Below are 24,455 nucleotides of genomic sequence, written 5' to 3'. Positions count from 1 at the left end.
TCGAACATGAAGGATGTGTTGAATCGTGCGCTGGCGGCTGTAGATCAGGTAGTGATGGGGAAGGAGCATGCAGTAAAACTGGCCGTAGCCTGCATCCTTGCTCGTGGCCACCTGCTGATCGAAGACCTGCCTGGTATGGGCAAGACCACGCTTTCCCAGGCTTTGTCACGGGTCATGGGCATGAGCTATCAGCGTATCCAGTTCACCAGCGATCTGCTGCCCGGCGACATTCTCGGCACCTCGGTTTTCGACCGCAATACGGCCCAGTTTGTCTTTCATCCAGGGCCGATTTTTGCCGAGTTGGTGCTGGCCGATGAAATCAACCGTGCCACTCCAAAAAGCCAGAGCGCATTGCTGGAGGCGATGGAGGAGTATCAGGTGACGGTTGACGGGGCCACACGGAAACTGCCGGATCCATTTTTTGTTATAGCTACCCAGAATCCGGTGTCCCAGGCTGGTACCTATGCCTTGCCCGAGTCTCAGCTTGACCGGTTTCTGATGCGCCTGTCCCTGGGCTACCCGGGGCCAGCCGCCGAGAAAGCGCTGCTCCTGGGTGAAGATCGCAATGCCCGTCTGGGTCGCGTGGAGCCGGTGCTGGACCGCGCGACTCTCAAGAGCCTGCAGGAGAGCGTGCCGCAGATCACCGCCAGCCCGGCAATCATTGATTACATACTCCGGCTGGTTAACCGCACCCGTGAAAGCCAGGTATGTGCCTGGGGCCTGTCGCCGCGCGCCAGCCTCGGTCTGTTGGCCGCGTCCCGCGCCTGGGCAATGCTCGAGCATCGCAGCTACGTGATCCCCGAGGACGTGCAGGCCGTATTGCCGTCGGTAGTCAGCCATCGCCTGCGCGCCAGTGAAGATCCGGCAGGCCACGGCGGTGGCGGTCTGGCCCAGTGGCTGCTGAATGAGGTGGAAGCGGTTTGAAGTCCGTGCAGCAACGCGCCAGGAGCCTGTTCGACAGATGGCTCACAAGACGCATTCCGGCCGCTGCGCGGATGACCCTGTCACATCGGCAAATCTTCATTGTGCCCACGCGCGCCGGGCTGGCGCTGCTGCTACTGCTGCTGATCATGTTGATCGGCGCGATCAACTATCAGAACAGCCTGGTGTATGGGGTGACTTTTCTGTTGGGCAGTCTCTTCTGGGTGTCGTTACACCACACGTACCGCAACCTCGCAAGTCTGGAAGTACATGCCGCAGGCAGCAGCCCGGTGTTTGCCGGAGAAATGGCGCCCCTTGATCTGAATCTGCTCGCACCACGGCACGAGCACCAGGCCCTGGTGTTTTCCTGGCCGGATGCTCAATCACGTCAGATCGACATAGAGCGCAATGGCGAGTCGCGCATCACCCTGTACTACCCTAGCAGCAAGCGTGGGTGGTTGAAGCCCGGGCGATTGCGAATCGAGACCCGTTATCCGCTTGGCTGGTTTGTTGCCTGGAGCCTTGTGGACCTGGACTGGCAGGTGCTGGTCTATCCACGGGCTATCAGTTTGCCACTTCCGGCGCTGGCCCTTGGAGGGGAGGGGGAAACCGAACAGCTGTTGGCCGAAGGTACGGACGATTTTCAGGGGCTGCGCGACTATCAGCCCGGCGACTCGCGCCGGCGCCTGGACTGGCGGGCTTATTCCCGCGGCCAGGGCCTGCACAGCAAGGTTTTTGCCGAACCGGCGGGAACAACGCACTGGCTTGATCTGGCCCACACGCCCGGTGCCGATATGGAGCAGCGCTTGAGCCACCTCGCTGGTTGGGTCATGCAGTTGGAACAGGCAGGCCAGCCTTATGGTCTGCAAGTGGGTGAGACGCGCATCGATCCTGGTATAGGGGTGCAACACCGCGATCGCTGCCTGCGCACCCTGGCATTATTCGGGAGCGGGCAATGAAATCGACAACACACAAGACCCACACCCTTATACCGCGAAACAGCCTTGCCTGGCTTCTCACTGCGCAGATTGTCGTGCTGCTGCCGCATCTGCCGCGTTTGCCGTTGTGGGTTACCGTCATATGGGTTGGGTGCGCCCTCTGGCGCGTGCAGATCCAGCGGATGCGCTGGGCTTACCCCGGAATCATATTCAAGACCCTGGGGATTGTGGCTATTGGGGCCGGCGTCTGGCTTACCGAGCGAACACTAATCGGCCTGGATGCAGCGGTAATGCTGCTGCTTCTGCTGTTCATGTTCAAACTGCTGGAGATGCGCAACCCCCGTGACGCGATCGTGGTGATCTACCTGGGTTTCTTTATTGTCGCTACCGCGTTTCTGTTCGACCAGTCGATCTTGCTGGCGCTGTATCAGTTGTTCTCCCTGCTGGTTCTCGTTGCGGCGCTGGTAGGTCTGCAGCAGACGGCGGGGCGTAACGACCCATCCCGTGCGCTGCGCACCGGGTCGGTGCTGTTATTGCAGGCGGTGCCGCTGATGCTGGTGCTGTTCTTTCTCTTCCCGCGTATCGGGCCGCTCTGGTCTGTGGATACACCCGGCGGCCGTGCAACTACCGGGCTTGCAGAAAGTATGGCGCCGGGAGACATAGCCGATCTTGCCCGGTCAAGTGAGCTGGCTTTTCGTGTTCAGTTCGATGAAGAGATTCCCGCCCACGATACGCTCTACTGGCGTGCACTGACGCTATCGAGCTTCGATGGCCGCAGGTGGAGTCATCTGGATTTTGCCTCACGTGCAGAGCCCGGTAACTGGGAGCCGCTTGGCGAGCCCATGGGTTATCAGGTAACCACGCGGGCTACCCAGCAGCCCTGGGTGTTCAGCTTGCGCGGAGCCACTACCAAGGATAAAAGGCTGGTACTGACCCGGGACTTCATGCTTCGCTCCCGCCGGCCGCTCAGCGATACCACCAGCTATCGGGCCACCTCCTACCAACAGAGCCTGCTTGAGCCACAAGGGCTGACCGAAACGCAGCAGCGCCTGTACACGATACTCCCGGAGGAGGTAGACCCGCGTAGCAGGGCCTTTGCAGCCGAACTGCGCAACCAATACCCCGATGACGCCGAGCTGGTCCAGGCGCTCCTGCGCTATTTCAATTCGGAACCGTTTTTTTACACCCTGCGACCCGAAACGCTCGGAGTGAATACCAATGATGAGTTTCTCTTTGATTCCAGGCGCGGTTTCTGCGCCCATTTCGCTGGTGCCATGGCTTTCGTGCTGCGCGCTGCGGGAATTCCTGCGCGCATCGTCGCTGGGTATCAGGGTGGCGAGATCAACCCTGCGGGAAACTATGTATTGGTGCACCAGTTTGACGCCCATGCCTGGGTTGAGGCTTGGCTGCCCGGTCAAGGCTGGACGTCGGTCGACCCTACCTTTCAGGTGGCACCGCAGCGCATCGAGCGCGGCATCCAGCAGGCACTTCAGGGCGAGGGCAGCTTTCTCGAGGACTCGCCACTCTCAGCTGCCCGCTACCGGGATATCAACTGGGTCAACAGGATCCGGTTGCAATGGGACGAGATCAATTTTCAATGGCAGTTGCGCGTGCTGGGATTTCAATCCGACAGCCAGGCGGGATTCTTTCAGCGCTGGCTGGGAACCACTGATTGGCAACGTATCGGTGTGATTCTGTTGGCCTGTGCCGCTTTGGTCATGATCCCCCTGGCATTGTGGACGCTGCGCCCCGGGCGCATGCCGCAGGATCCAAGGCGTCGATCCTGGGCACGGCTGGATCGACGGCTACAGCGGCTGGATTTGCAGGCCAAACGGGGCGAGGGACCGCGTGACTGGCAAGCACGCTTGAGTAGTGCATTGCCCGGCAGCAAAGCGGAACTGGCGGCGTACTTCGATGAGTATGTGCGTCAGACCTATGCGAGCGAGAGCCGAGCTGATCGCACCATGCAGGGGCAGCTGCACAATCTCGAGCGCATGCTGACCAGGTCTTTGCCTCGCAGGTTGCCACCTGGTCGCATCGCATCCCTTGATACGGACGACTTGCCCGGACGTTCCACCCGCCTATAATGAGGCTTGCCGCCACCCTGGCGTTTTCAATCTTGCAGCGGAGCACCCATGCATCCTTTCAGCGCTATCAAACCGCCCCCCCTTGCAGTCGGACTCGGGCTTGCCGGATTGATCCCCTTCGTCAGCGCAGCCCTGGGACTATGGGTGACCCCCGAGGCATGGCGGGAGCGGGTGATGGAGGAACTGCTCAATTACGCTGCAGTGATTCTCGCTTTCATGGGGGCGATTCACTGGGGCCTGGCCATGCGCGCGGACGAGGCCAGCGATCAGGCCCCAGTGCAACTGGGCCTGTCGGTCATACCCCCACTGCTGGGTTGGGTAGCCTTGAGCCTACCCATCGATTTGGCTCTACCCGTGTTTTTTGTCGCCTTTGCCGGACTGTATTTTGCAGACATCTGGGCGGTCAACCACGGTCTGGCGCCGGTCTGGTACCCGGCATTACGCAAGCCACTGAGCTTCGTGGTAATCGCTTCACTGCTGATTGCCTGGCTGGCAACCTGGGTGAACAGATAGCCGGTCGATCAGGATTTCTTGACGAATTCGGACTTGAGCTTCATCGGTCCGATACCGTCAATCTTGCAATCAATATCGTGATCGCCGTCTACCAGGCGGATGTTCTTCACCTTGGTTCCGACCTTGACTACCAGCGAAGTACCCTTGACCTTGAGGTCCTTGATCACGGTGACCACATCGCCATCCTCGAGCGGGTTGCCATTGGCATCGCGGATGACCGCCGCGCCGCCAACTGATCCGGATTCGGCTTCGGCTGACCATTCATTGCCGCATTCTGGGCAGACCAGCATCGCTGCATCCTGGTAGGTATACTCGGACTGGCACTGGGGGCAGGGTGGTAAATCACTCATGGGGTACCTGGCTATTGACTGGTTGGGAGGCGGAATGATGACCAGTCAATCGGCCTCTGTCCAATCGAACTCCATTTGCCGTGCAGTGGCTATCGCCAGATCACGGCCCGCCAGGCGCTCGACTAGGTGCAGGCTCATGTCGATCCCGGCGGAAATGCCGGCGGAGCTGACGACTCTGCCCTCGTCCACCCATCGCTGGTCTGACAGTACCGTCACCTGCGGAAATTGCTCGCGCAGATCGTCGATGTCCTCCCAATGCGTCGTGGCGCGGCGGTTGTCGAGCAATCCCGCCTTGGCTACCAGAAAGGCACCAGTGCAAACCGAAGCTACCAGACACTGCGTAGCGGCTTCCCTGATCCAGCTGATGACGTGCGGCTTTTCCAGTTCATCGGTGACCACGCCGCCGGGAATAACAAGCAGATCCAGATGGGGAGCATCCTCCAGGGAGTGGTCAGTGTGCACCAGTAATCCGGCCCGCGCCCGAACCGATGTGGTTTCAGCAAGCAAGGTTACATTGAATAACGGCGGGTCCTGGGGATGGGAGCGTGCCCACACTCGTGCTGCAGTGGTAAGGACTTCGAAGGGGCCGGCGAAATCGAGCACTTCCACGTCCTCGAATACGAAAATACCCACCTGCACCGTTCGTACTTCGTCCATGAATGTCTCCACTATTTCCTGATGGCCAACAGGCAAATCCCCACTACACTGGCGACGGCGCCACCGATGAAATACCACATGGTGTTGTCGGTATACCGGCCGGTTACTGTCTCTACCAATTGCTCCCCCACCGATTGTGATGATTGCCAGCCAAAGAACAGCATGATCAAGCCTGCGACCAGTAGAGCGATACCCATTATCTGCTGTGTTTTCATTATTGGAGCCTTATCCCTGGTGTATTGTGCCCGGGCAGTATTGCACGACCTGAGAGTGGCAAGAAGCCAGTTGCAAAAAGCTACGTCATCAATACAGCGGTTACCAGCTTCGAGTGGACATTCGCACAGGCGAATGTGTAGTGGCCGAAGTCCTGCTGCGTTGGCGCTACCCTCCTGGTCAGCCACCGAAGTCGGTGAAGGCTAATACCCCGGCGCCGCCTACATAAAGCGAGAGCATGAGCACGCTCTCGATCCCTATAGAATTGCCAGCAGGACGATCTGCATGATGTTCTGCACTGACGCGACTGCATGTTCCAGATTGATCCGCGGGTAGCTTATATCCGCCAATCCGAGAAACGCTGTTTGCACTGCAATCCCGCCCAGGGCATTGCTGATGGCCAGGGAGGGCCTGCCATCGAGGGCAGCGGTTATCGACGTGGTGAGCCCCGGGAGCGAGGTGACCATGCCCAGGAACACGCTGCCTGCCATGGCCTCGCCAATACCTGTGCGGTCGGCGAAGCGATCAGCGAGCCCTGCCAGCCAGGTGCCGGTGAACAGGATCACCACGCCAGCGAGGGCAAACAACCCGATGTTCTGCCACAGGGAGAGCGTTCCCAAGTCCATTATCAACTCCTTTGCTCTGAGCGCTGAGAGTTTGGACCGCCCGGCGGCCTGGGGGTTTCACCCGCTATCGGTACGGTTGCTGATCTTCATTCACAGTGAAAGCGGTGAACCCTCACCTTATTCCGACGTCACACCTAGAAGACATCCGAGGCAAGGAGGACAGCATGAGCGAAGACCACAAGCATCCTGGCGAGAACAACCTGCCGCACAAACCCACCCCGGACCAGGAGGAGCCGCTGGAGAACCTGGAGGGGCCCGTCGACGGGGAGAATCTCAACCAGGTGGACCCTGCCAAGCTACGCGAGAACCTGGAGGAAGAGGACAAGGACGATTGATGAAGGTGTGTGGGTAGGAAGCCCGCTTTTCAGCGGGCTTTTTGCACCTGTTGAGCCTGACTCGTCTCTCGGCAAACTACTCGGGATGGAGCGTTCTGGTGGGTAAAACAGCCAAAGTCATGCTGATCGTGCTGGTGCTACTGCTGTTGGCTGCCGGTACCCTGGTGTATTTCGTGCCCGAATCCCAATGGGCGCGCAACTGGATCGAGGATCAGGCAAGCCAGCGACTGGAAGGCCGCGAAGTGAACATAGCGGATATCTCGGTCGAGTGGGGCTGGCCGCCGGTATTCACGATCGAGGGCATTCGCATTGCCAATACCGAATGGGCCGAACACGAGTATATGGTCAACATTGACACGCTTGAGTTTGCACCGGCGATGGGAGATCTGCTGGGCGGTAAAATTGGCATGCAGCGCCTGATTCTGGAGCAACCCCGCGTGCATCTGGCCCGGCGTGCGGACGGCACGACCAATTGGGGTGAATTGACCAGCGAAGATGACAACGAGCCACCCATGGTGCCCGATACGCTGGCGATCGAGGACGGGCGGCTGACCTATCAGGATGCGCAGTTGGACGCGTCAATCGAAGCCAGCGTTGCGACCCGAACAGCGGCAGACAGCGATCGGCGTCTGATGGTTAGCGGGGAGGGCCAGTGGCAAGGCAAACCGCTGCATTTCGATGCCTGGGGCGCGGCCCCGCTGGAGGCGCTTGACGAAGAGGACGCCTATCCACTCAGGCTCGAGGGCAATCTGGGCGAGCTGCAGGTGCGCTTCGATGGCCAGGCGCGTGATCCGCTGCAGCCGCAGGTCATGCAAGGCAGTTTCGAATTGTCAGCACCCGAGGAAACGGAGCTGGCAACCATGTTCGGCTATCCGGATCTGGCATTCCCGTCCTTCCAGCTGCAGGGCCGGCTGGAGCGTGACGGACCGCGCTGGATGCTCGAGGAGCTGCAGCTTGAATCTGCCGAAACCGATATCGACGGCGAGATGACCCTGGTCCTCGAAGACCCGCTGCGTCTGGATGCGCAGCTGCACGCAACCAGTCTGGACCTGAATCGCTGGAACGTCCTGGAACGATTAACCGCCGAGCAGCAACAACCTGAAAGTGAGAACAAACAACCACTTGCCGAGCGTCTCGCCGATCAATTCGAGATGTTGCGAGGCCGTGAAATCGAGTTGGCGTTGAAGGTGGACGAGCTGCTCTACGGCAACCATTCACTGCGCAATCTGACCCTCACTGCCAGCCTCGACGAGCGAGAACTGAATGTCTCTGAACTGCAGGCGCAACAGGGCGACGGACAATTTCAAGCCAGTGGATCGCTGCTGCTGGAAAAGGATGATGTGACCGGAGAGATCAATGCCCAGGTCGAGCAGTTTCATCTGGGCGATGCGCTGGAGCCAATCCGCTCGACCGACCTCGGTACGCTGGATGGCGACCTGCATATACGCTTTCGCGAGGGCGTGATGACATTGCACGAGACCGAGGTGGCCTATGACGCTCCGGCCCAGCAATTCAGTATCCAGTTGCAGGCGGACTCCAGGCAGTTGCCCGACGACCCGGTGCCGGGCCTGCAGGCAAAGGGCACCGGCTTTCGCAACGGCGAGCCCTTTCGATTCGATCTTGAGCTCGGTCCGCTGCTTGATCTGACCGAGGCCCAGAAACCCTATCCGGTGAAAGGTACGCTCGCCTCTCGGGATACCACGCTCTATGTAGACGGCACCCTCGTCAGGCCGCTGGAACTGGCGTCGGTGGATACGCAGTTCCGGCTCGAAGGACCCAATCCCGACCGGATCAACGAGATTACCCAGTTGAGCCTGCCATCATTGCCGCCTTATCACATCGAGGGACGGCTGCGCTGGGATGACCCCATACTGCGTCTGACCGACTTCAGTGGCGGTTTTGGCGAAAGCCAGCTCTCGGGAGACCTGCGGCTGCGTACCGGAGAACCGCCCAAGATCTGGGCGACACTGTACTCGGAAAGCCTGGATTATGATGATCTGCGTCCGCTATGGGGCAGCCCGCCCGGTACCGGCGAAGGAGAAGTGGCCTCGGCAGAACAGCGCCGTGAGGCGCGGCGGCAGGAAGAGTCCGGTCGCTTCTTTTCCGATGAGCCCTGGAGTCCGGAGGCGCTGCGCCGCATGGACGCAGAGGTCGACCTGACCGCTGCCCACGTGTATGCCAAAGGGCTGCCTTTGCAGGAACTCGAGATGGAAATGGACCTGCAGGATGGGCAGCTCAATCTGCGGCCTCTCAGATTTGGTCTGGGCGGCGGGACCGTGGACACTGATATCCGCATCGACGCCGGTGGAGCTGAGGTGACAGGCCAGCTTGATGCGTCCGCCACTGGTGTGAACCTCAAGCCGCTGCTGCGCGACGATTTTCCAGACGTTGCCCGGGATTCGGCTGGCATCATCGGCGGGAAGGCGGATATGAGTTTCACCGGGCTATCGATGGCTGATTTCATGGCTGGCGCGGATGGCCAGCTGGAACTGGCAATGTCAGGCGGGCATCTGGATATGCTGGCCCTGGAACTGCTGGGCCTGGACGCAGGGGAGGCCCTGGTGGCCGCCCTGGCCGAGGCCGATCAGGTGCCGATCCGTTGTGCCTACGTTCGGCTGCAGGCCGATGGAGGGATGGTGGACCTGTCGCAGTTGTTCATGGATACCGACGACAGCAACTTTACCGGTAAAGGATCTATTGACCTGAGCACCGAGCAGATCGATATGGAGCTCGAGGGCCACCCCAAGGATGTCAGCGTATTTACCGCCAACTCTCCGGTAATGCTGCGAGGCACGCTGGATTCTCCCAGTGTCGAGGTCACCAGTACCGAGCTGTTCGCCAGGGGGGTTGCCAGTGTTATCGGCCTGGCGGTGGCTCCGCCACTGGCAATTCTGCCCTGGGTGGACGCGGGTATGGGCGAAGGCGTCGGGCCGGGGTGCCGCCAGGTATTGAGTGAATATGAGTCAGCGCGGTGAAAGCGGAATTTCAATGTAGCAGCAGACTGCTCATTGCAGACAATTTTTCACAATTGACCAGTATCAATTTTTCCCGATCAGCCCACGCGTAGCCTTGGGACACGGGCAACCAGATTGCCCATCCCCGGGTTAATGGAGTTCTGATCATGAAAACCTTCCTTTCCCTGCTCATGCTGTGGTTTGTCGCAGCATTCGCAGTGCCGGCTCTCGCCGAGCATCCGCGCGGCAGCGCAGACGTAGCCTATGTTCCCGATGTGACCTTCACCCTGCGCACTGATATCGCAGATGGCAAGCTGGTCTATGTCAGCGAGGCAGGGCCCACCAAGGGCCAGGTCAACCCCGATCTGAAGGTCGCCGAAGGCGCAGTTGTACAGATCAACGTGGTCAACGGCGATGGCGCGCTGCATGACCTGGCCATTCCAGAGTTCGACGTCAACTCCGATCAGATTGGCGGCAAGGGCTCTGCTACCGCAGTTGTGTTCCGGGCCAACAAGAGTGGCGTATTCGAATACCTGTGTACCTTGCCGGGGCACAAGGCGGCCGGAATGTTCGGCAAGCTGATTGTGGGCGATCCACAGGAGCAGCCGGAGAATGAATTCCCCGATCTTTCGAAGAATCCGAGCCAGGTGGGCGAGCCGGTTGGCAAGCGCGGACCCAAGGAGGTCAATATCGATCTGGAAACCACCGAGGTACAGGGTCGCCTGAGTGATGGCAGCAGCTATAAATTCTGGACATTCAACAACACCGTCCCCGGCCCGATGATTCGCGTGCGGGTCGGCGATACCGTCAATGTCAACATGAAGAACTCGATCGACAGCGCCCACATCCATTCAGTGGACTTCCATGCGGCGACTGGCCCTGGCGGCGGCGCAGCAGTAACCCAGGCGGCTCCGGGTCAATCCAAGAGCTTCTCGTTCAAGGCACTCGCGCCGGGCCTGTATGTCTACCATTGCGCCACGCCTATGGTCGCCCAACACATCACCAACGGGATGTACGGCATGATTCTGGTTGAGCCCGAGGGTGGTCTGAAGCCGGTCGACAAGGAGTTCTACGTGATGCAGGGCGAGCTCTACACTGCTCAGGCCCATGGTTCCGCAGGTCTTCAGGAGTTCTCGCTGGAAAAGATGCTGGACGAGAATCCCGGGCACATGATGTTCAATGGCTCCATGGACGCGCTGACCAAGACGTACAAGATGGAGTCCAGTGTTGGCGACGACGTACGGATCTTTTTCGGCGTCGGCGGCCCGAATCTGATATCGAGCTTCCATGTGATCGGCGAAATCTTTGACCGGGTATATGATCAGGCCTCCCTGACCAGCCCGCCGCTGACCGACGTACAAACTACCCTGGTGCCCGCTGGTGGCGCCACCATGGTGGAGTTCAAGACCGAGTACCCGGGCAAATACACCCTGGTCGACCACGCCCTGGCACGGGCAGAGAAGGGCCTGGTCGGTTTGCTCACCGTAAAGGGTGATGCGGATTCCGAGATCTTCCACAGCGAGGAGAAGGCAGCGGAGAACGCTGGTCACTGAGGGACTCTGCACAGTAGTAGGTAAGCACCGGGCCTGTCTTTACAGGCCCGGTTTCATTTCAGCTCTGGAACGGTCCGGCTCTGGCTGTCGTTGCTGGTCAGACGATGGCCGACCGGTGCCCACCACTGCGGTAGCAAGCTGCGCACTGCGCGCTGGCCAAAGCGATCATCCAGAAGAAATATCACGCCGCTGTCCTGCGGCGTGCGTATGACCCGGCCGGCCGCCTGAACAACCTTTTGCACGCCGGGAAACAGATAGGTGTAGTCATATCCGGTCCCCGCACCGAACATGCTCTGCATGCGACTTTTTATCTCCTCGTTGACCGGGTTTACCTGCGGCAGGCCGAGGGTGGCGATAAAGGCCCCGATCAATCGATCGCCGGGCAGGTCGATGCCTTCGCCGAAGGCACCGCCGAGCACGGCAAAGCCAATGCCGCGCGAATGCGGGGTGAAGCGTTTGAGAAAATCCTCGCGCTCGGTTTCACTCATGCTGCGTGACTGGACCCACACCGGGACTTCCGGATGGGCGCTGGAAAATGTCTCGAACACCTGTTGCAGATACGCGTAGCTGCTGAAAAACGCCAGATAGTTACCGGGTTGTCGTTCATACTGCTCGGCCATGATCTGGGTGATCGGCTGCAGACTGGTCGCGCGGTGTTGATAGCGGGTAGACAGATTGCCGGTAATCCGCACGTCCAGCTGCGCAGCCTCAAACGGCGATTCCACATCAAGCCACTGGTAGTCCTCGGACAGGCCAAGCAGATCGGCATAGTAACCGGCCGGACTCAACGTGGCTGAGAACAGGGTGCTTGAATGGGCCGCGGCGAAGCGCGGTGCCAGAAAAGGCGCGGGTACCACATTACGCAGACACAGGGTGGACAGGGTACGGGTGCCGCTTGAGGGCAGGCGGGAAATGTCAAACAGCGAATGCGGCCCGTAGGCTTCGGCCAGACGGCAGAAAAGCATGGCGTCGAGATAGAACCGCAGCAGGGCTGAGTCGTTGCCGTTGGGCTGGTCGGTCAGATGATCGGTTATGGCGCCAACTGCCTTCTGCAGGCTGATGATGAACAGGTCGGCGATAGCAGGATATACCTGATAGGGCGCTTCCTGATCCCGGTGCAACTGGTTCCAATGCCGGCCAACCCGGTCCAGCGCGCTCTTCAGTCCGGATGGAGCTACCTTTCGCAAGTCATTGAATCTGTTCTGATCCAGCTCTGCGGTATACATGCTCCGGCCACGTTCGATTAGATTGTGCGACTCATCCACCAACAGGGTGACGCGCCAGTCGTTGATCACCGTCAGACCGTAGAGCAGGGCGGTCATGTCGAAATAGTAGTTGTAGTCGCACACCACCACATCCGACCAGCGGCATAGCTCCTGGCTCAGATAATAGGGGCAGACCTGGTGCTCCAGTGCGACTTTGCGCACCGCCTGCTGATCCAGCCAGCGTAGCGCCAGGGCTGCCTTGCGTGCGGCAGGTAAACGATCATAGAACCCCTGGGCCAGCGGGCAGGATTCGCCATGGCAGGCGCGATCGGGGTACTCGCAGGCCTTGTCGCGAGCGACGTGTTCGAGTACGCGCAGGGGCATGTCCGCTTCCTGGCTGCGCAGGGTAGCCAGTGCGTCCAGTCCCAGACGGCGACCAGGCGTCTTGGCCGTGAGGAAGAACAAGCGGTCCAGTTGCTGGTCGGGAAAGGCCTTCAACTGTGGGAACAGTGTAGCCAGTGTCTTGCCGATACCGGTCGTGGCCTGGGCCATCAGCGTTTTACCATCCCGTGCTGCCCGGTATACCGCCTCGGCCAGTTGCCGCTGGCCGCGGCGATAACTTGGGTGCGGAAAACTCAGCTGCCGCAGGCTCTGGTCGCGTTCGACCCGGTGGGCTGATTCCTGCTCCGCCCAGGCCAGAAAGCGCGAGCATTGCAGCTCGAAGAACTCGCGTAGCGCCTGCGCCCCGAAACGCTCGCGCAGCACCGTTTCCTTCTGGCTGATGACGTTGAAATACACCACCGCGAGATCTACCTCCTCCAGATCCAGCTCCGCACATAGCAGCCAGCCGTAGATCTTGACCTGCGCCCAGTGCAGTAGTCGGTGATTGTGCGGAATGCGGCTGACATCACCGCGGTGCGTCTTGACCTCTTCGAGCAGATTCAGGTCGGGGTCGTAACCATCGGCGCGGCCGGCGACATGCAGGTTTTCATAGGTACCGCTCAGCACCACCTCACACAGGTAATTCTCACCTCGCCGGGATGCCACAGTCCGGTGCCCGGCCATACCCTCCTGGGCGGTGGGCGCCGGCGTGAAGCGCAGGTCGAGATCACCCTCCTTGGCGGTGAATTCACAAAGGCTGCGCACGGCAACGCGATAACTCATGCCTCGGCCCATTGCACATGGCACACATCCACGGGCATACCGTGCTGCTCACAAAAGGCGATCCAGCGGCGCTGATTGTCCTGCAGCCGATCACCGGGGCCCTTTACTTCGATCATCCGATAGCGTTTTTCCTGGGGCCAGAACTGGATCAGATCCGGCATGCCTGTGCGGTTGGCGCGTATGTCGCGCAGCATGCGCTCGAACCACTGCTGCAGGTGCGCGGGAGGCAGGCACAGCAGGGCCTGGTCCAATACCTCCGGACTCAGCCCCCAGTAGACAAACGGCGACTGAATACCCTGTTTTGCCATGTAGTTGTTGCGAATCACCTGCGGGTAGGTACCTGCCTGCAGATGCGCCAGGCAACCGCGAAACAGATCTTCCCGGCGCCGGTAGAAGTCGGTGCTATGCAGATCCACAGGGGCGCTGTGGAAGGGATGAAAGAATGCGCCTGGCAAGGGTGCGAATATCGCCTCCCAGCAGAGCAGACCAAAGAGGCTGCTGATCAGCGCGTTTTCCACGTAATACACAGGTGCCTGGGGCGTGGCGAGTTGCTCACTGACCGCGCGCTCAACCGAGCCGTGTTCGGGGCGCAGGAGCAACAGATCCATTCGCTTATGATCCTTGACCGCCGCAGCGCGCTGACGTGGTTGGCCCAGCTTGCGCGACAGCCTGCCCAGGGCTCGCTCGACCAGTTGCAATTCGCTCTCACTCTCCGGATTGGCCATGGCCAGCGTTGCCAGGGCATGGGCTTCTTCGTGATGGGCGAGTTTTTCGAGAATGCGCACGCGTCGCTGCCTGGCTCCGGCGTAATGGCAACGGCTGTATAGTGCGAGTGCGGATACCAGCGCGCCCTCACGTTCCAGTTGCCGCGCCATTCTGTAAAGCAGCTTGCCGTGACGCTCCTGCAGATAGGGATTGGGGCTGGAGAAATCGCCGACCTGCTGCTCAACCTGTTGAACTGGCCTGCCGGCTTCGAATGCCTCACGACAGGCATGCAGATGCAGGAAATCGTCAATATCCCTCCTGCAGCGAAAGCCGCGGGATTGGGGTGGAATATCCACCGCCTCATAGCGAAAGATCCCCAGATCGGCGAGTACAAACTCGGCCCAGGTCTGGTTCAGATTGCCGAAGAACATCAGCCGCAAACGATCACACAGATCATTGATTGTGAGGCTGTAAATGGTCTCTTCGCTGCCTGCGCACCACTGGGCAAAGGGCCTTGGTTCGGTATTGAAGCCTTCAGTGCAGGAGCCGCTCAAGGCTTCGAAGATGGCGCCCTTGGTGCTGGTGCGCAGCGTTGCGGCTGCGGGCAACTGAGCCACAAGCTCATCCTTGCGCAGCAGCGAGAAAAGCTCGCCCATATCGATTTCGCCATCGGTACGTAGCCAACCTAGCGCGCATAGCGGCGCAGCGGCCTGGGCTGTGGGACCAATTTCACTGTAATTCAGTTTGCTTGCACGAAAGTGCACACCCTTGCGCATGACCAGGCGCACCAGCAATGCCTGGGCCGGAGTGTCCAGCCCGTCAAATTGCCTGATGAACGCCAGCTCATCCGCCTCCAGCAGATCGCTGTAACGCTCACGCACCCAGGCAAGGGCAACACGGAAGTTGTCCAGGTAGTACAAGGGGCTGAGTTCAGGGGGAGTGGGAATCGACATCATCAAAGTCTACTAGTTATCTATCCAGTAGTCTGCTCTCTGGCCAGCGTCTGTTCAAGCGCCTGGTGCAAGAGCAGGCAGTCCCTAAGGGATGGGGAACCGAATGTGTACGTCGCAATTGGAGTAGAGTGCTGCTATTCGGGCTATACGCCATGTCGCCCGTAGAATCGCCAACGAGAGGTCTGCTTTGCGCATCATGTTGTCTGTGTTCACTTTCCTTATCATTCTGAGCAGCCTCTGGGCCGTTCTGGCCCTGTGGTTTCAGGCGCACTGGGGCATCGCCGGGCGCTACCTGTTTTCTGGCCTGTGGGTTGTCGGGTCACTTCTTCTCATCTGGCTGGCGTGGAAAGGGTCGGCGTGGCTGGGCATTGGCATCTATGTCATTGCCTTTGCAGGGCTGCTGTTCTGGTGGAATAGCCTCGAACCTAGCCACGACCGCGACTGGGCAGACGATCTGGCGCATATCACCACGGGAGAGGTGCAGGGCAGCACTGTTGTTCTGCACAATGTCCGTAACTTCAGCTGGCGCAGTGATCAGGATTACGACACCGTCTGGGAAACGCGCCAGTACGATCTCAACCAGTTGGCGTCGGTGGACGTGGTGACGTCCTACTGGGGTATCCCGGCCATTGCCCATATTCTGGTGTCGTTCGGTTTCAGTGATGGCCGGTTCATTACCTTCACCGTGGAGGTCCGGCGTGAGCAGACCGAGGTGTTCTCCGAGCTTGGCGGCTTCTTCAAGCAATTCGAGCTCGCCATCATCGCCAGTGACGAGCGTGATGTGATTCACGTACGCACCAATGTGCGCGGTGAGGATGCCTATCTGTACCGCGTCGAATTGTCCGATGCCGCCATGCGCTCGCTGTTTCTTGCCTATGTGAATCAGGCAAACCGGCTGGCCGAACAGCCGCGGTTCTATCAAACGGTCACCGCCAACTGCACCACACTGGTGTTCAAGATGATGCAGTCGATTGTCGACGGCTTACCCTTTGACTACCGGCTGCTGCTTTCTGGGTATTTGCCGTCCTATATCCAGAAGATGGGCGGTTTGCAGCCGGATGTGGCCATGGCCGAGTTGCGCCAGGCTGGACGCATTACGCTTCGGGCCAGGGAGGCTGGGCACAGCAAGAACTTTTCCAGGGTAATCCGACAAGGCGTGCCGGGTTGGCGATAGGTGGCGGAACCTTCGGCAAGGGTGTGTGCTCGAATAGATAATAATCTCTGAATGAGCACCACACCATGAATCACATCAGCCACCCGCTGCTTCTCGCGGGATTACTGGGAATCAGCATCAGCCTCGGCGTCCAGGCGCAACAGGCGCCGATCGTTGCCGCTGAGGCAGAACATATCGTTGCCGACCCGGAAATGCATGCCCAGGAACGCATGGAACGTTCCATAAGCCTGGTCGAGTCACGTGCCAATATCGAGCGAAGCCGGGGTATGCGCGGTGCCGCGGAACAGCTGCATCAGGTAGCGGACCTGTTGCGCAAAGCACCGCAGACCGGAGAAACGGCGCAATTGGCCGCCGAAGCGGTCATAGCGGTAGAGCGTGGCGCAATTACTGAGGCGATGGTGCTGGCCGAGAGCGCGGCTATGCTCGCAGAACGCACCGCCGGGCACTAACCGGGGAATTCAATTGCGAACCCGTTTGGCAGTATCGCTCATCATGATGCCCGCCCAGCGCGTCTGGGGGGAGGAGTCCAAGGCCAGTTTGGCAATCATCGTCAGCGGCACCGCCAACAGCATGCCTATGGGGCCGAATACGTAGCCCCAGAGTAATAACGAAATCAACACCACCAGTGGTGACAACCCCAGGCTGCGACCCATCAGGCGCGGCTCAAGGACGCTGCCGATAGCCGTATTGACCGCCACATACAATGCCAGCACCAGCAACCCTTCTACCGGGCCGATACCCATCATGGCGATGAGAACTGCGGGTATCGCAGCAATAATCGAACCGATCGTAGGAATGAAATTGAGCAGGCCGGCTACGATCGCCCAGAGCACGGCAAAATCGACGCCCATGAAGGTCAGTCCGATACCCACGATGACCCCGGTTGCAGTACTTGCCGCAGTCTTGATCACCAGATAGCGATACACCGAACGCAGGAAGCGTCTTCCGCGCACACGTGCACGCCTGCGCCCCGGAAAGGCAGCATTGAGCTTGCCGGCAAAGGTGCGTTCTTCCAGCAGAAGGAACATGAACGCCAGCAACACCAACAGGGTGCTGGCCGTGAATTGCCCCAGCCCACCGGCCAGATCCCGGGCAACCCCGGTAATGGTCGCGGTCGCCGGCAGCGGCACGGTAGCGGGCAAAAGCTCGGCAGGCAGACCCCGTGCGGCGATCATTTCCCGTAGCTCAACCGTCCAGCCGACAAACCGCGCCTGATAAAACGGCGCCTGGGTTGCCATGCTCTCAGCCGCACCCTTCAGGGCCAGAAATAGCAGGAAAAAGGTCAAGCCCACCACCGAAAACAACACCAATACCGACAACGGCCCGGGCACACCACGCCGCTGCATCCAGCTCAACGGCGGCGCACAGATAATCGCCAGAAAGGCCGCCAACAGAAAAGGCGTAAGAATATGGCTGATCGCCTTGAGGCCACCCAGCACAATGACCAATGCCGCAGCGCCGAGCAGCCATTGCACAGCTGTGGAGTAGGATCGGTTGGTTTGGGGCAGATAGGATTGCATCTGGGTTCCTGGATGAGAAAAGAATGCCGCCATCTTAATGGGAAATCACTCGAGCCTATAGTGTGGAACGCATCGAAAATGCGACTCTGTATCTATATTTGTTCTAAGGATAGGAGGTGAAACATGCCAAACATAGACACTTTTATGCGCGCCACCATAGACGAAGCCCGTGCCGGCCTGGCCGAGGGGGGAATCCCGATTGGTTCGGTTCTGGTACACGACGGCAGGATCATTGGCCGTGGGCACAATCGGCGAGTCCAGCAGGGCAGTGCGATCCTGCATGGTGAGATGGATGCGCTGGAGAACGCCGGTCGCCAACCCGCGTCCGTATATGCGTCCTCCACGCTCTATACCACGCTGTCGCCATGCGCGATGTGCACCGGGGCGATTCTGCTCTATGGCATTCCGCGGGTGGTAATCGGTGAGAACCGGACATTCATGGGTGAAGAAGCGCTACTCCGGGAGCGGGGAGTGGAGGTGGAGGTATTGCAGGACCCGGAATGTATTGAGCTGATGCGGTCGTTTATTGCGGCCAACCCCGAACTATGGAACGAGGATATCGGTAAGGAGCAGCATTGACCTGGGATTTTTTTCTGGCGCTATCGTCAGGCTCGACTATATTTTTCTGTAACAAATCAGTTGTCGGGTCTAGGGATGCGGACGATTCAGGTATTTGTTCTGGCAGTGGAGGCCATTACCCGGTTCGTGGGCCGGTGTTCGATGTATCTGATTTTTGTCATGATGGGCGTTCTGCTCTATTCCTCCCTGAGTAAATCCTTCTGGCAGCCTGCGGTCTGGACCCTTGAGTCCGCGCAATTTCTGATGGTGGCGTACTTCCTGCTGGGGGGCGCCTATTCCATGCAGCTGGATGCCCATGTGCGCATGGATCTGCTGTACAGCCGCTGGGCACCTCGCACCCGCGCAATGATCGACTCAGTCACCATACTGCTATTGATTTTCTTTCTGGTGTTCCTGCTTTACGGCGGTATTTCCTCGACCAGTTATGCGTTGGAATACGATGAAACCAGTTATTCAGCCTGGTCACCGCCGATGGCCCCGATCAAGATCGTGATGTGCATCGGTATCGGATTGATGCTGCTGCAAACCGTTGCGACGCTCTGCCGCGACGTGGCCCAGGCAGTGGGGAGGCCATTGCGATGAGTCACAACGCCATTGCGCTGCTGATGTTCTCCAGCATGATGGTGTTGTTGTTGACGGGTAAACGGGTATTCGGTGCCATTGGCTTTGTTGCGGTGGCGTCCGCACTGCTGCTCTGGGGTGATGGCGGTTCGGAAATGGCCTTCAGCTCGGCGATGAAGCTGATGAAGTGGTACCCGCTGCTCACCCTGCCGCTGTTCATCTACATGGGTTACATGCTCTCCGAATCCGGGCTGGCGGAAGACCTGTATCGCATGTTTCATGTGTGGATGGGCCCGGTGCATGGTGGTCTGGCGATTGGAACCATTGCCTTGATGGTGGCCATCTCGGCTATGAACGGTCTGAGTGTGGCGGGCATGGCGATCGGCGCCAGTATTGCGCTACCGGAACTGCTGCGCCGGGGTTACGACAAGATCATGGTGACCGGCGTTATACAGGCGGGGAGTTCGCTGGGTATTCTGATTCCGCCCAGCGTTGTGCTGGTGCTCTACGGCATGATCGCCCGTCAACCGGTGGGTCAGTTATGGTTGGCAGGCGTGTTTCCGGGCCTGCTGATGGCCGGATTATTTATCCTCTATATCGCGATCCGTTGCCGGCTGCAGCCGGAGCTCGGGCCCCCACTGCCGGAAGAGGAGCGTCAGCAGATTACCTGGCCGGAAAAATTGCGTCTGTTGCAGGCGGGTATCGTGCCGCTTTTCATCTTTTTTGCCATGACCGGTCTGTTTCTGCTGGGTTACACCAGCCTGGTAGAGAGCTCTGCAGTGGGTGCGGCCGCTGCAACCCTCGCTGCGCTGGTGAAAAGACGCCTGTCGCGCAAGGTATTTGAAGAGACTCTGCGCCGTACCCTGGCGATCAGCTGCATGTTCATGTGGATCATTCTTGCTGCATTGTGCTTTGGCGCGGTATTCGATGGCCTGGGTGCGGTCCGCGCTATTGAAACCTTTTTCCTTGAAAACCTCGGGCTTGGGCCTTGGCAGGTGCTGATTCTGATGCAGCTGTCGTTCATCGTCATGGGTATGTTTCTGGACGACACGGCGATGCTGGTGATTGTCGCGCCGCTGTACATACCCCTGGTTGGCGCACTGGGGTTCGACCTGATCTGGTACGGCGTGCTCTATACCATCACCTGCCAGATTGCCTATATGACGCCGCCGTTCGGCTACAACCTGTTTCTCATGCGCGCAATGGCGCCACCGGAAGTCAGCCTGCGCGACATCTATGTATCGGTAACGCCTTTCGTGCTGATCATGATGCTGGCGCTGATTCTGGTGATGGTTTTCCCCCAGATAGCCCTCTGGTTGCCCGAGTGGCACTACGGCGACTGATTTAATGCGGCCCGGCTTTGTGAGTGCCGGGGTCTTGGCTGGACAGATTGACGGCAGCGCACGCCGCTGCCCGACAGGGACACTGCACCGACCATGCTGGCCGTTGCAGCGCAATGTGGTGGTACGAAGTGGTTGTACAACCCTAAGACATCAATGGAGAGACCAGCATGACTTCGAGACGGAAATTTCTACAGAACGCAGCAATTGTCACCGGTGCCGTCGGCGCTTCAACCCTGGGCAGCGCCCATATCTACGCCCAGGAGCGCAAGAAAATCACCTGGCGCCTACAGACCTACGCCGGCCCCGCGCTGGCCGAGCACGTCATCAAACCTTCTATCGACGCCTTCAACAAGGCAGCCAATGGCGAGATGGAAATCGAGCTGTATTTCGCCGACCAGTTGGTGCCCACGGGTGAGCTGTTTCGCGCGATGCAGCGTGGCACCATTGATGCGGTGCAGAGTGACGACGACTCCATTGCGGCGCCGGTAGACGTATCGGTTTTCGGTGGTTACTTCCCCTTTGCCTCGCGATATAGCCTGGATGTGCCCACCCTGTTCGAGCGGTACGGCTTGAATGAGATCTGGGAAGAGGCCTATGGCGAGGTAAAGGGCGTGACCTGGCTGGGGGCGGGTGCCTGGGATCCCTGCAATTTCTCGACGGTCAAGCCGATCAGGTCACTTGAAGATCTCAAGGGCAAGCGCATCTTTACCTTCCCCACTGCGGGCAAATTCCTCACCCGTTTTGGCGTGGTGCCTGTCACGTTGCCCTGGGAAGACGTGGAAGTGGCCCTGCAAACGGGCGAGCTGGACGGCATTGCCTGGTCCGGTATCACCGAGGCCTATACGGTCGGCTGGGCTGATGTGACCAACTACTTTCTGACCAACAATATTTCCGGTGCATGGTGCGGCTCCTACTTCGCCAACGAGGAGAAGTGGAACGAGGTGCCCGAGCATCTCAAAACCCTGTTCAAGCTGTGCATGGACAGCTCCAATTACTATCGGCAGCACTGGTATTGGGGCGGCGAGGCGCAACTGCGGGTCGGGCGCAGCAAGCTGGAGCTGACCACTATTCCGGATGCGGAGTGGGCTACAGTGGAAGCAGAGGCGATGAAGTTCTGGGATGAGATTGCCAAGACCAGCCCGCGCTGCGCCAAGGTGGTGAATATCTTCAAGGAATATAACGCGCTGATGGCCAAGGCGGGGACGCCGTATCGTTGTTGAGGGCTTGCAGTAGTGCCATGCGCGGCGGCTGAAGCCGTGCGTGGCCACTGGCATGGGAAAATGGATTCCCGCATGCGCGGGAATGACGGTGCAGGTAGGGGACGAATATGCTCAAGCCCAGGGAAGTAAAAACCGCTGACGATGCACGGCGTATCGTCGAGGAACGCGGCATCAGCCATGTGAAAGTCGGGCTGTTCGACAACGATGGCGTTATGCGTGGCAAATACATGAGCCGCGAGAAGTTTTTCTCCTCGCTGGACCATGGGTTTGCTTTCTGCGATGTGGTGTTGGGCTGGGATGTGAAGGATCAGCTGTATGACAACGCACAGTACACCGGCTGGCATACCGGTTACCCGGATGCGCCGGTGCGCATCTTGCCACATAGCTGCCGCGATATTCCCTTCGAAGAGGGGATGCTGCTGTTTCTTGCCGAGTTCGACAAGCAGGCAGAGGCGGTTTGCCCCCGCGGTACCCTGCGGCGGGTGATCGAACGCTGCCAGGGCATGGGGTACGAACCCTTTGCCGCCCTGGAATACGAATTTTTCATGTTCAATGAAACGCCCGAGTCGGCCCGCGCCAAAGGCTACCGCGATCTGACGCCTTTCACCCCGGACTGGTTTGGTTACTCGATGATTCGCAACTCGGTGCATGCCGAGCTATACCACGACATTCTCGCGATGGGCGAGAAAATGGATTTTCCCATCGAGGGTCTGCATACCGAAACGGGCCCCGGAGTGCTTGAAGCAGCGATTGGCGTAGACGGTGCCGAAGCCGCGGCAGACAAGGCAGCCCTGTTCAAGACTTTCATGAAGGTACTGGCCCAACGCCGGGGCATGATGGCCACATTCATGGCCAAATGGTCGGGAAAATACCCTGGTCAAAGCGGCCATATACACGTTTCGCTCCGAGATAAAAATACATATAAATCAGCATTCTACGACGCAAATGAAAAGCACTGCATGAGCAAGCTGCAGCGGCATTTTCTGGCTGGTCAGCAGCGGCTGATGCCGGAAATGCTGTGCATGGTGGCTCCCACACTGAACAGTTACCGCAGGATGATTCCGGGCTTCTGGGCGCCGACCGATGCGACATGGGGAGTGGAGAACCGTACGGCCGCACTTCGCGTGATTCCGGGTAGCGACAAGTCTCAGCGGCAGGAATATCGTCTGGGATCAGCCGATGGCAATCCCTACCTGGCATTGTCGGTTGCGCTGGCTTCCGGGCTCTACGGCATCATGCATGGATGGGAGCCGACAGATCCGGTGGAAGGCAATGCCTACGCCATGACTCACGCTCCGGAGCTGGCTTTGCCACGCACTCTGTGGGACGCAGCGCAACGCCTGCGACAGTCCGAGGCAGCCCGTGAGCTGTTTGGTGATGCCTTTGTCGAGCATTTTGCCGCCAGCCGGGAGTGGGAAGAGCGTGAATACCGTCGCCATGTGAGCGATTGGGAGCTGGACCGTTATTTCGAAATTATCTAGGAGCCTACGATGACCAAACGTCTGCAAACCCTGTCGCCGATTGATGGCTCGGTTTACGTTGAACGTGACCTTGCAACCGCTGAAGAAATCCAGGCGGTACTTGAATTGGCAGTCGGTGCCCAGCGCCGCTGGCGGACGGTTCCGGTGGCTGAACGTGTGGCTATTGTCCGCAAGGCCGTGGCTATATTCAGCTCCCGGGAAAGCGATCTGGCCATTGAACTAAGCTGGATGATGGGACGACCGATCCGCTTTGCCGCTGGCGAGATCAAGGGCTTTGTTGAGCGTGCGACCTATATGGCAGATATCGCCGAAGCCAGCCTGGCCGATCTGCAACTGCCGGCAAAAGAGGGCTTCAAGCGTTTTATCCGCCGCGAGCCCCTGGGGGTATCGCTGGTTATTGCACCATGGAATTTTCCCTATCTGACGGCGGTCAATGCGGTTGTTCCAGCTTTGCTGGCGGGCAATGCGGTGCTGCTCAAGCACTCGGCGCAAACGCCCCTGTGCTCAGAACGCATGGTGGCTGCGTTCACCGAGGCCGGTCTGCCGGGCGGTGTTTTTCAGTTTTTGCACATGGATCATGCCGATACCGAGACTCTGATTCAGTCGCCGGGCCTGGCTCATGTGGCTTTCACCGGGTCTGTGGGCGGTGGCGAAAAAGTCGAGCAGGCCATGGCCGGCCGGTTCCTATCCAGTGGCTTGGAGCTTGGGGGCAAGGATCCGGCCTACGTGCGCGCCGATGCTGATCTAACCCATGCAGTCGAGACCGCGATGGACGGGGCCTTCTTCAATTCCGGCCAGTCCTGTTGCGGTATCGAGCGAATCTACGTGCACGACTCGGTGCACGACGCCTTTATCGAGCAGGCGGTTGCGCTGGTCAACGGGTACAAGCTTGGGCGTTCCGATGATCCGGATACAACTCTGGGTCCGGTGGTAAAGCCTGAGTCGGCCGCCTTTATTCGCAGTCAGATTGCCGATGCCATCTCACAGGGAGCAAAGGCATTGATTGATGAAGCGCATTTTCCGATGGACGAGGCGGGCAGTGCCTATCTGGCGCCGCAGATCCTGACTGACGTCAATCACGGTATGCGCATCATGACCGAGGAGTCCTTCGGCCCCGTGGTGGGCATCCAGCGGGTAAGCAGCGACGAGGAGGCGATCGCCTTGATGAACGACAGTGAGTATGGCCTGACCGCGGCGATTTTCAGCCAGGATGTGGATGTTGCGCTGGCGCTGGCTGATCAGCTCCAGACCGGCACGGTGTTTCTAAACCGCTGCGACTATCTGGATCCGGCGCTGGCCTGGACCGGGGTGAAGCACTCGGGCCGGGGCTGTACGCTGTCGAGTGTGGGTTATGAGCATCTCACCCGCCCGAAATCCTTTCACTTCAAGATTCTTTCGTGAGG

The 24,455-nt window shown here is 59.2% G+C and carries 22 protein-coding genes; 15 read left to right on the top strand and 7 right to left on the bottom strand.

What is annotated here, in order from left to right:
• Positions 1-6 precede the first annotated feature (6 nt).
• The 4 genes from IEV54_RS11645 to IEV54_RS11630 are packed head-to-tail and all read left to right on the top strand — an operon-like array spanning position 7 to position 4,459.
• The gene (locus IEV54_RS11645; RefSeq protein WP_150276816.1) at positions 7-924 is read left to right on the top strand and encodes an AAA family ATPase; all 918 of its coding nucleotides are present in this window, start codon (positions 7-9) and stop codon (positions 922-924) included.
• 5 nt (positions 925-929) lie between these two features.
• Positions 930-1,880, top strand: a complete 951-nt coding sequence (locus IEV54_RS11640; RefSeq protein WP_150277104.1) for a DUF58 domain-containing protein — start codon at positions 930-932, stop codon at positions 1,878-1,880.
• Positions 1,877-3,946 carry a transglutaminase TgpA family protein gene (locus IEV54_RS11635; protein WP_150276818.1) on the top strand — a complete coding sequence of 690 codons (2,070 nt, stop codon included), beginning with the start codon at positions 1,877-1,879 and terminating at the stop codon, positions 3,944-3,946. The genes IEV54_RS11640 and IEV54_RS11635 overlap by 4 nt, the downstream gene beginning before the upstream one ends.
• A 48-nt stretch (positions 3,947-3,994) precedes the next feature.
• Complete coding sequence (locus IEV54_RS11630; RefSeq protein WP_150276820.1) at positions 3,995-4,459, top strand: DUF3429 domain-containing protein; 465 nt, start codon at positions 3,995-3,997, stop codon at positions 4,457-4,459.
• 8 nt (positions 4,460-4,467) lie between these two features.
• Here IEV54_RS11630 and IEV54_RS11625 read toward each other — a convergent pair whose 3' ends face one another.
• From IEV54_RS11625 to IEV54_RS11610, 4 genes are all read right to left on the bottom strand, one after another.
• Positions 4,468-4,809, bottom strand: a complete 342-nt coding sequence (locus tag IEV54_RS11625) for a zinc ribbon domain-containing protein YjdM (protein WP_150276821.1) — start codon at positions 4,807-4,809, stop codon at positions 4,468-4,470.
• A 45-nt stretch (positions 4,810-4,854) separates the two neighbouring features.
• Positions 4,855-5,466 carry a DJ-1/PfpI family protein gene (locus IEV54_RS11620; RefSeq protein WP_150276823.1) on the bottom strand — a complete coding sequence of 204 codons (612 nt, stop codon included), beginning with the start codon at positions 5,464-5,466 and terminating at the stop codon, positions 4,855-4,857.
• Positions 5,467-5,477: 11 nt separating this feature from the next.
• Complete coding sequence (locus tag IEV54_RS11615; RefSeq protein ID WP_150276824.1) at positions 5,478-5,681, bottom strand: DUF3185 family protein; 204 nt, start codon at positions 5,679-5,681, stop codon at positions 5,478-5,480.
• Between the two features lie 255 nt (positions 5,682-5,936).
• Positions 5,937-6,305, bottom strand: a complete 369-nt coding sequence (locus IEV54_RS11610; protein WP_150276826.1) for a calcium:cation antiporter family protein — start codon at positions 6,303-6,305, stop codon at positions 5,937-5,939.
• 164 nt (positions 6,306-6,469) lie between these two features.
• On the opposite strand from IEV54_RS11610, the gene IEV54_RS11605 reads away from it, so the two are divergent.
• The 3 genes from IEV54_RS11605 (at position 6,470) to nirK (ending at position 11,147) form a co-directional block, all read left to right on the top strand.
• Entirely contained in the window at positions 6,470-6,640 is a 171-nt protein-coding gene (locus tag IEV54_RS11605) for a hypothetical protein (protein ID WP_188434445.1), read from the top strand.
• Between the two features lie 98 nt (positions 6,641-6,738).
• The gene (locus tag IEV54_RS11600; protein ID WP_150276827.1) at positions 6,739-9,615 is read left to right on the top strand and encodes an AsmA family protein; all 2,877 of its coding nucleotides are present in this window, start codon (positions 6,739-6,741) and stop codon (positions 9,613-9,615) included.
• 146 nt (positions 9,616-9,761) lie between these two features.
• Complete coding sequence (nirK, locus tag IEV54_RS11595; RefSeq protein ID WP_223825377.1) at positions 9,762-11,147, top strand: copper-containing nitrite reductase; 1,386 nt, start codon at positions 9,762-9,764, stop codon at positions 11,145-11,147.
• Between the two features lie 53 nt (positions 11,148-11,200).
• Here the strand turns inward: nirK and IEV54_RS11590 are convergent, their stop codons facing one another.
• Positions 11,201-13,516: an ATP-dependent DNA helicase gene (locus IEV54_RS11590; protein WP_150276829.1), complete on the bottom strand. Its 2,316-nt coding sequence runs from the start codon at positions 13,514-13,516 to the stop codon at positions 11,201-11,203.
• Positions 13,513-15,174 (bottom strand): VRR-NUC domain-containing protein, encoded by a 1,662-nt coding sequence (locus tag IEV54_RS11585; protein ID WP_308420821.1) that lies wholly within the window; start codon positions 15,172-15,174, stop codon positions 13,513-13,515. The genes IEV54_RS11590 and IEV54_RS11585 overlap by 4 nt, the downstream gene beginning before the upstream one ends.
• A 196-nt stretch (positions 15,175-15,370) precedes the next feature.
• On the opposite strand from IEV54_RS11585, the gene IEV54_RS11580 reads away from it, so the two are divergent.
• Entirely contained in the window at positions 15,371-16,348 is a 978-nt protein-coding gene (locus IEV54_RS11580; protein WP_150276833.1) for an Lnb N-terminal periplasmic domain-containing protein, read from the top strand.
• A 65-nt stretch (positions 16,349-16,413) separates the two neighbouring features.
• Complete coding sequence (locus IEV54_RS11575) at positions 16,414-16,797, top strand: hypothetical protein (protein ID WP_150276835.1); 384 nt, start codon at positions 16,414-16,416, stop codon at positions 16,795-16,797.
• Between the two features lie 9 nt (positions 16,798-16,806).
• Here IEV54_RS11575 and IEV54_RS11570 read toward each other — a convergent pair whose 3' ends face one another.
• The gene (locus tag IEV54_RS11570; RefSeq protein WP_150276837.1) at positions 16,807-17,868 is read right to left on the bottom strand and encodes an AI-2E family transporter; all 1,062 of its coding nucleotides are present in this window, start codon (positions 17,866-17,868) and stop codon (positions 16,807-16,809) included.
• A gap of 132 nt (positions 17,869-18,000) precedes the next feature.
• On the opposite strand from IEV54_RS11570, the gene IEV54_RS11565 reads away from it, so the two are divergent.
• The 6 genes from IEV54_RS11565 (at position 18,001) to IEV54_RS11540 (ending at position 24,453) form a co-directional block, all read left to right on the top strand.
• The gene (locus IEV54_RS11565) at positions 18,001-18,447 is read left to right on the top strand and encodes a nucleoside deaminase (RefSeq protein WP_150277106.1); all 447 of its coding nucleotides are present in this window, start codon (positions 18,001-18,003) and stop codon (positions 18,445-18,447) included.
• A 141-nt stretch (positions 18,448-18,588) separates the two neighbouring features.
• A complete protein-coding gene (locus IEV54_RS11560) occupies positions 18,589-19,029 on the top strand; it encodes a TRAP transporter small permease subunit (RefSeq protein WP_150277107.1) in 441 nt (146 codons plus the stop codon).
• On the top strand, positions 19,026-20,351 hold the full coding sequence (locus IEV54_RS11555; RefSeq protein WP_150276839.1) for a TRAP transporter large permease: 1,326 nt from the start codon (positions 19,026-19,028) through the stop codon (positions 20,349-20,351). Before IEV54_RS11560 ends, IEV54_RS11555 begins: the two co-directional genes overlap by 4 nt.
• 167 nt (positions 20,352-20,518) lie before the next feature.
• Positions 20,519-21,571, top strand: a complete 1,053-nt coding sequence (locus IEV54_RS11550) for a TRAP transporter substrate-binding protein (protein ID WP_150276841.1) — start codon at positions 20,519-20,521, stop codon at positions 21,569-21,571.
• 107 nt (positions 21,572-21,678) lie between these two features.
• Complete coding sequence (locus tag IEV54_RS11545) at positions 21,679-23,052, top strand: glutamine synthetase family protein (protein WP_150276843.1); 1,374 nt, start codon at positions 21,679-21,681, stop codon at positions 23,050-23,052.
• A 9-nt stretch (positions 23,053-23,061) separates the two neighbouring features.
• Entirely contained in the window at positions 23,062-24,453 is a 1,392-nt protein-coding gene (locus IEV54_RS11540) for an aldehyde dehydrogenase family protein (protein WP_150276845.1), read from the top strand.
• The last annotated feature ends 2 nt before the right edge of the window (positions 24,454-24,455 follow it).

This window comes from Halopseudomonas salina, from assembly GCF_014637955.1.
In the GTDB taxonomy this organism is placed as follows: domain Bacteria; phylum Pseudomonadota; class Gammaproteobacteria; order Pseudomonadales; family Pseudomonadaceae; genus Halopseudomonas; species Halopseudomonas salina.
The sequence above is the reverse complement of the archived record's forward strand: the minus strand, read 5'-3'. Positions and strand labels throughout refer to the sequence as shown.

Bases quoted from the DNA above. Each gene is read 5' to 3' on its own strand.
- IEV54_RS11585 (WP_308420821.1), bottom strand. From the start codon at position 15,174: ATGTCGATTCCCACTCCCCCTGAACTCAGCCCCTTGTACTACCTGGAC.
- nirK (WP_223825377.1), top strand. From the start codon at position 9,762: ATGAAAACCTTCCTTTCCCTGCTCATGCTGTGGTTTGTCGCAGCATTC.
- IEV54_RS11545 (WP_150276843.1), top strand. From the start codon at position 21,679: ATGCTCAAGCCCAGGGAAGTAAAAACCGCTGACGATGCACGGCGTATC.
- IEV54_RS11630 (WP_150276820.1), top strand. From the start codon at position 3,995: ATGCATCCTTTCAGCGCTATCAAACCGCCCCCCCTTGCAGTCGGACTC.
- IEV54_RS11645 (WP_150276816.1), top strand. From the start codon at position 7: ATGAAGGATGTGTTGAATCGTGCGCTGGCGGCTGTAGATCAGGTAGTG.
- IEV54_RS11560 (WP_150277107.1), top strand. From the start codon at position 18,589: ATGTATCTGATTTTTGTCATGATGGGCGTTCTGCTCTATTCCTCCCTG.
- IEV54_RS11575 (WP_150276835.1), top strand. From the start codon at position 16,414: ATGAATCACATCAGCCACCCGCTGCTTCTCGCGGGATTACTGGGAATC.
- IEV54_RS11635 (WP_150276818.1), top strand. From the start codon at position 1,877: ATGAAATCGACAACACACAAGACCCACACCCTTATACCGCGAAACAGC.
- IEV54_RS11610 (WP_150276826.1), bottom strand. From the start codon at position 6,305: ATGGACTTGGGAACGCTCTCCCTGTGGCAGAACATCGGGTTGTTTGCC.
- IEV54_RS11615 (WP_150276824.1), bottom strand. From the start codon at position 5,681: ATGAAAACACAGCAGATAATGGGTATCGCTCTACTGGTCGCAGGCTTG.
- IEV54_RS11620 (WP_150276823.1), bottom strand. From the start codon at position 5,466: ATGGACGAAGTACGAACGGTGCAGGTGGGTATTTTCGTATTCGAGGAC.
- IEV54_RS11580 (WP_150276833.1), top strand. From the start codon at position 15,371: ATGTTGTCTGTGTTCACTTTCCTTATCATTCTGAGCAGCCTCTGGGCC.
- IEV54_RS11550 (WP_150276841.1), top strand. From the start codon at position 20,519: ATGACTTCGAGACGGAAATTTCTACAGAACGCAGCAATTGTCACCGGT.
- IEV54_RS11570 (WP_150276837.1), bottom strand. From the start codon at position 17,868: ATGCAATCCTATCTGCCCCAAACCAACCGATCCTACTCCACAGCTGTG.
- IEV54_RS11555 (WP_150276839.1), top strand. From the start codon at position 19,026: ATGAGTCACAACGCCATTGCGCTGCTGATGTTCTCCAGCATGATGGTG.
- IEV54_RS11590 (WP_150276829.1), bottom strand. From the start codon at position 13,516: ATGAGTTATCGCGTTGCCGTGCGCAGCCTTTGTGAATTCACCGCCAAG.
- IEV54_RS11625 (WP_150276821.1), bottom strand. From the start codon at position 4,809: ATGAGTGATTTACCACCCTGCCCCCAGTGCCAGTCCGAGTATACCTAC.
- IEV54_RS11540 (WP_150276845.1), top strand. From the start codon at position 23,062: ATGACCAAACGTCTGCAAACCCTGTCGCCGATTGATGGCTCGGTTTAC.
- IEV54_RS11605 (WP_188434445.1), top strand. From the start codon at position 6,470: ATGAGCGAAGACCACAAGCATCCTGGCGAGAACAACCTGCCGCACAAA.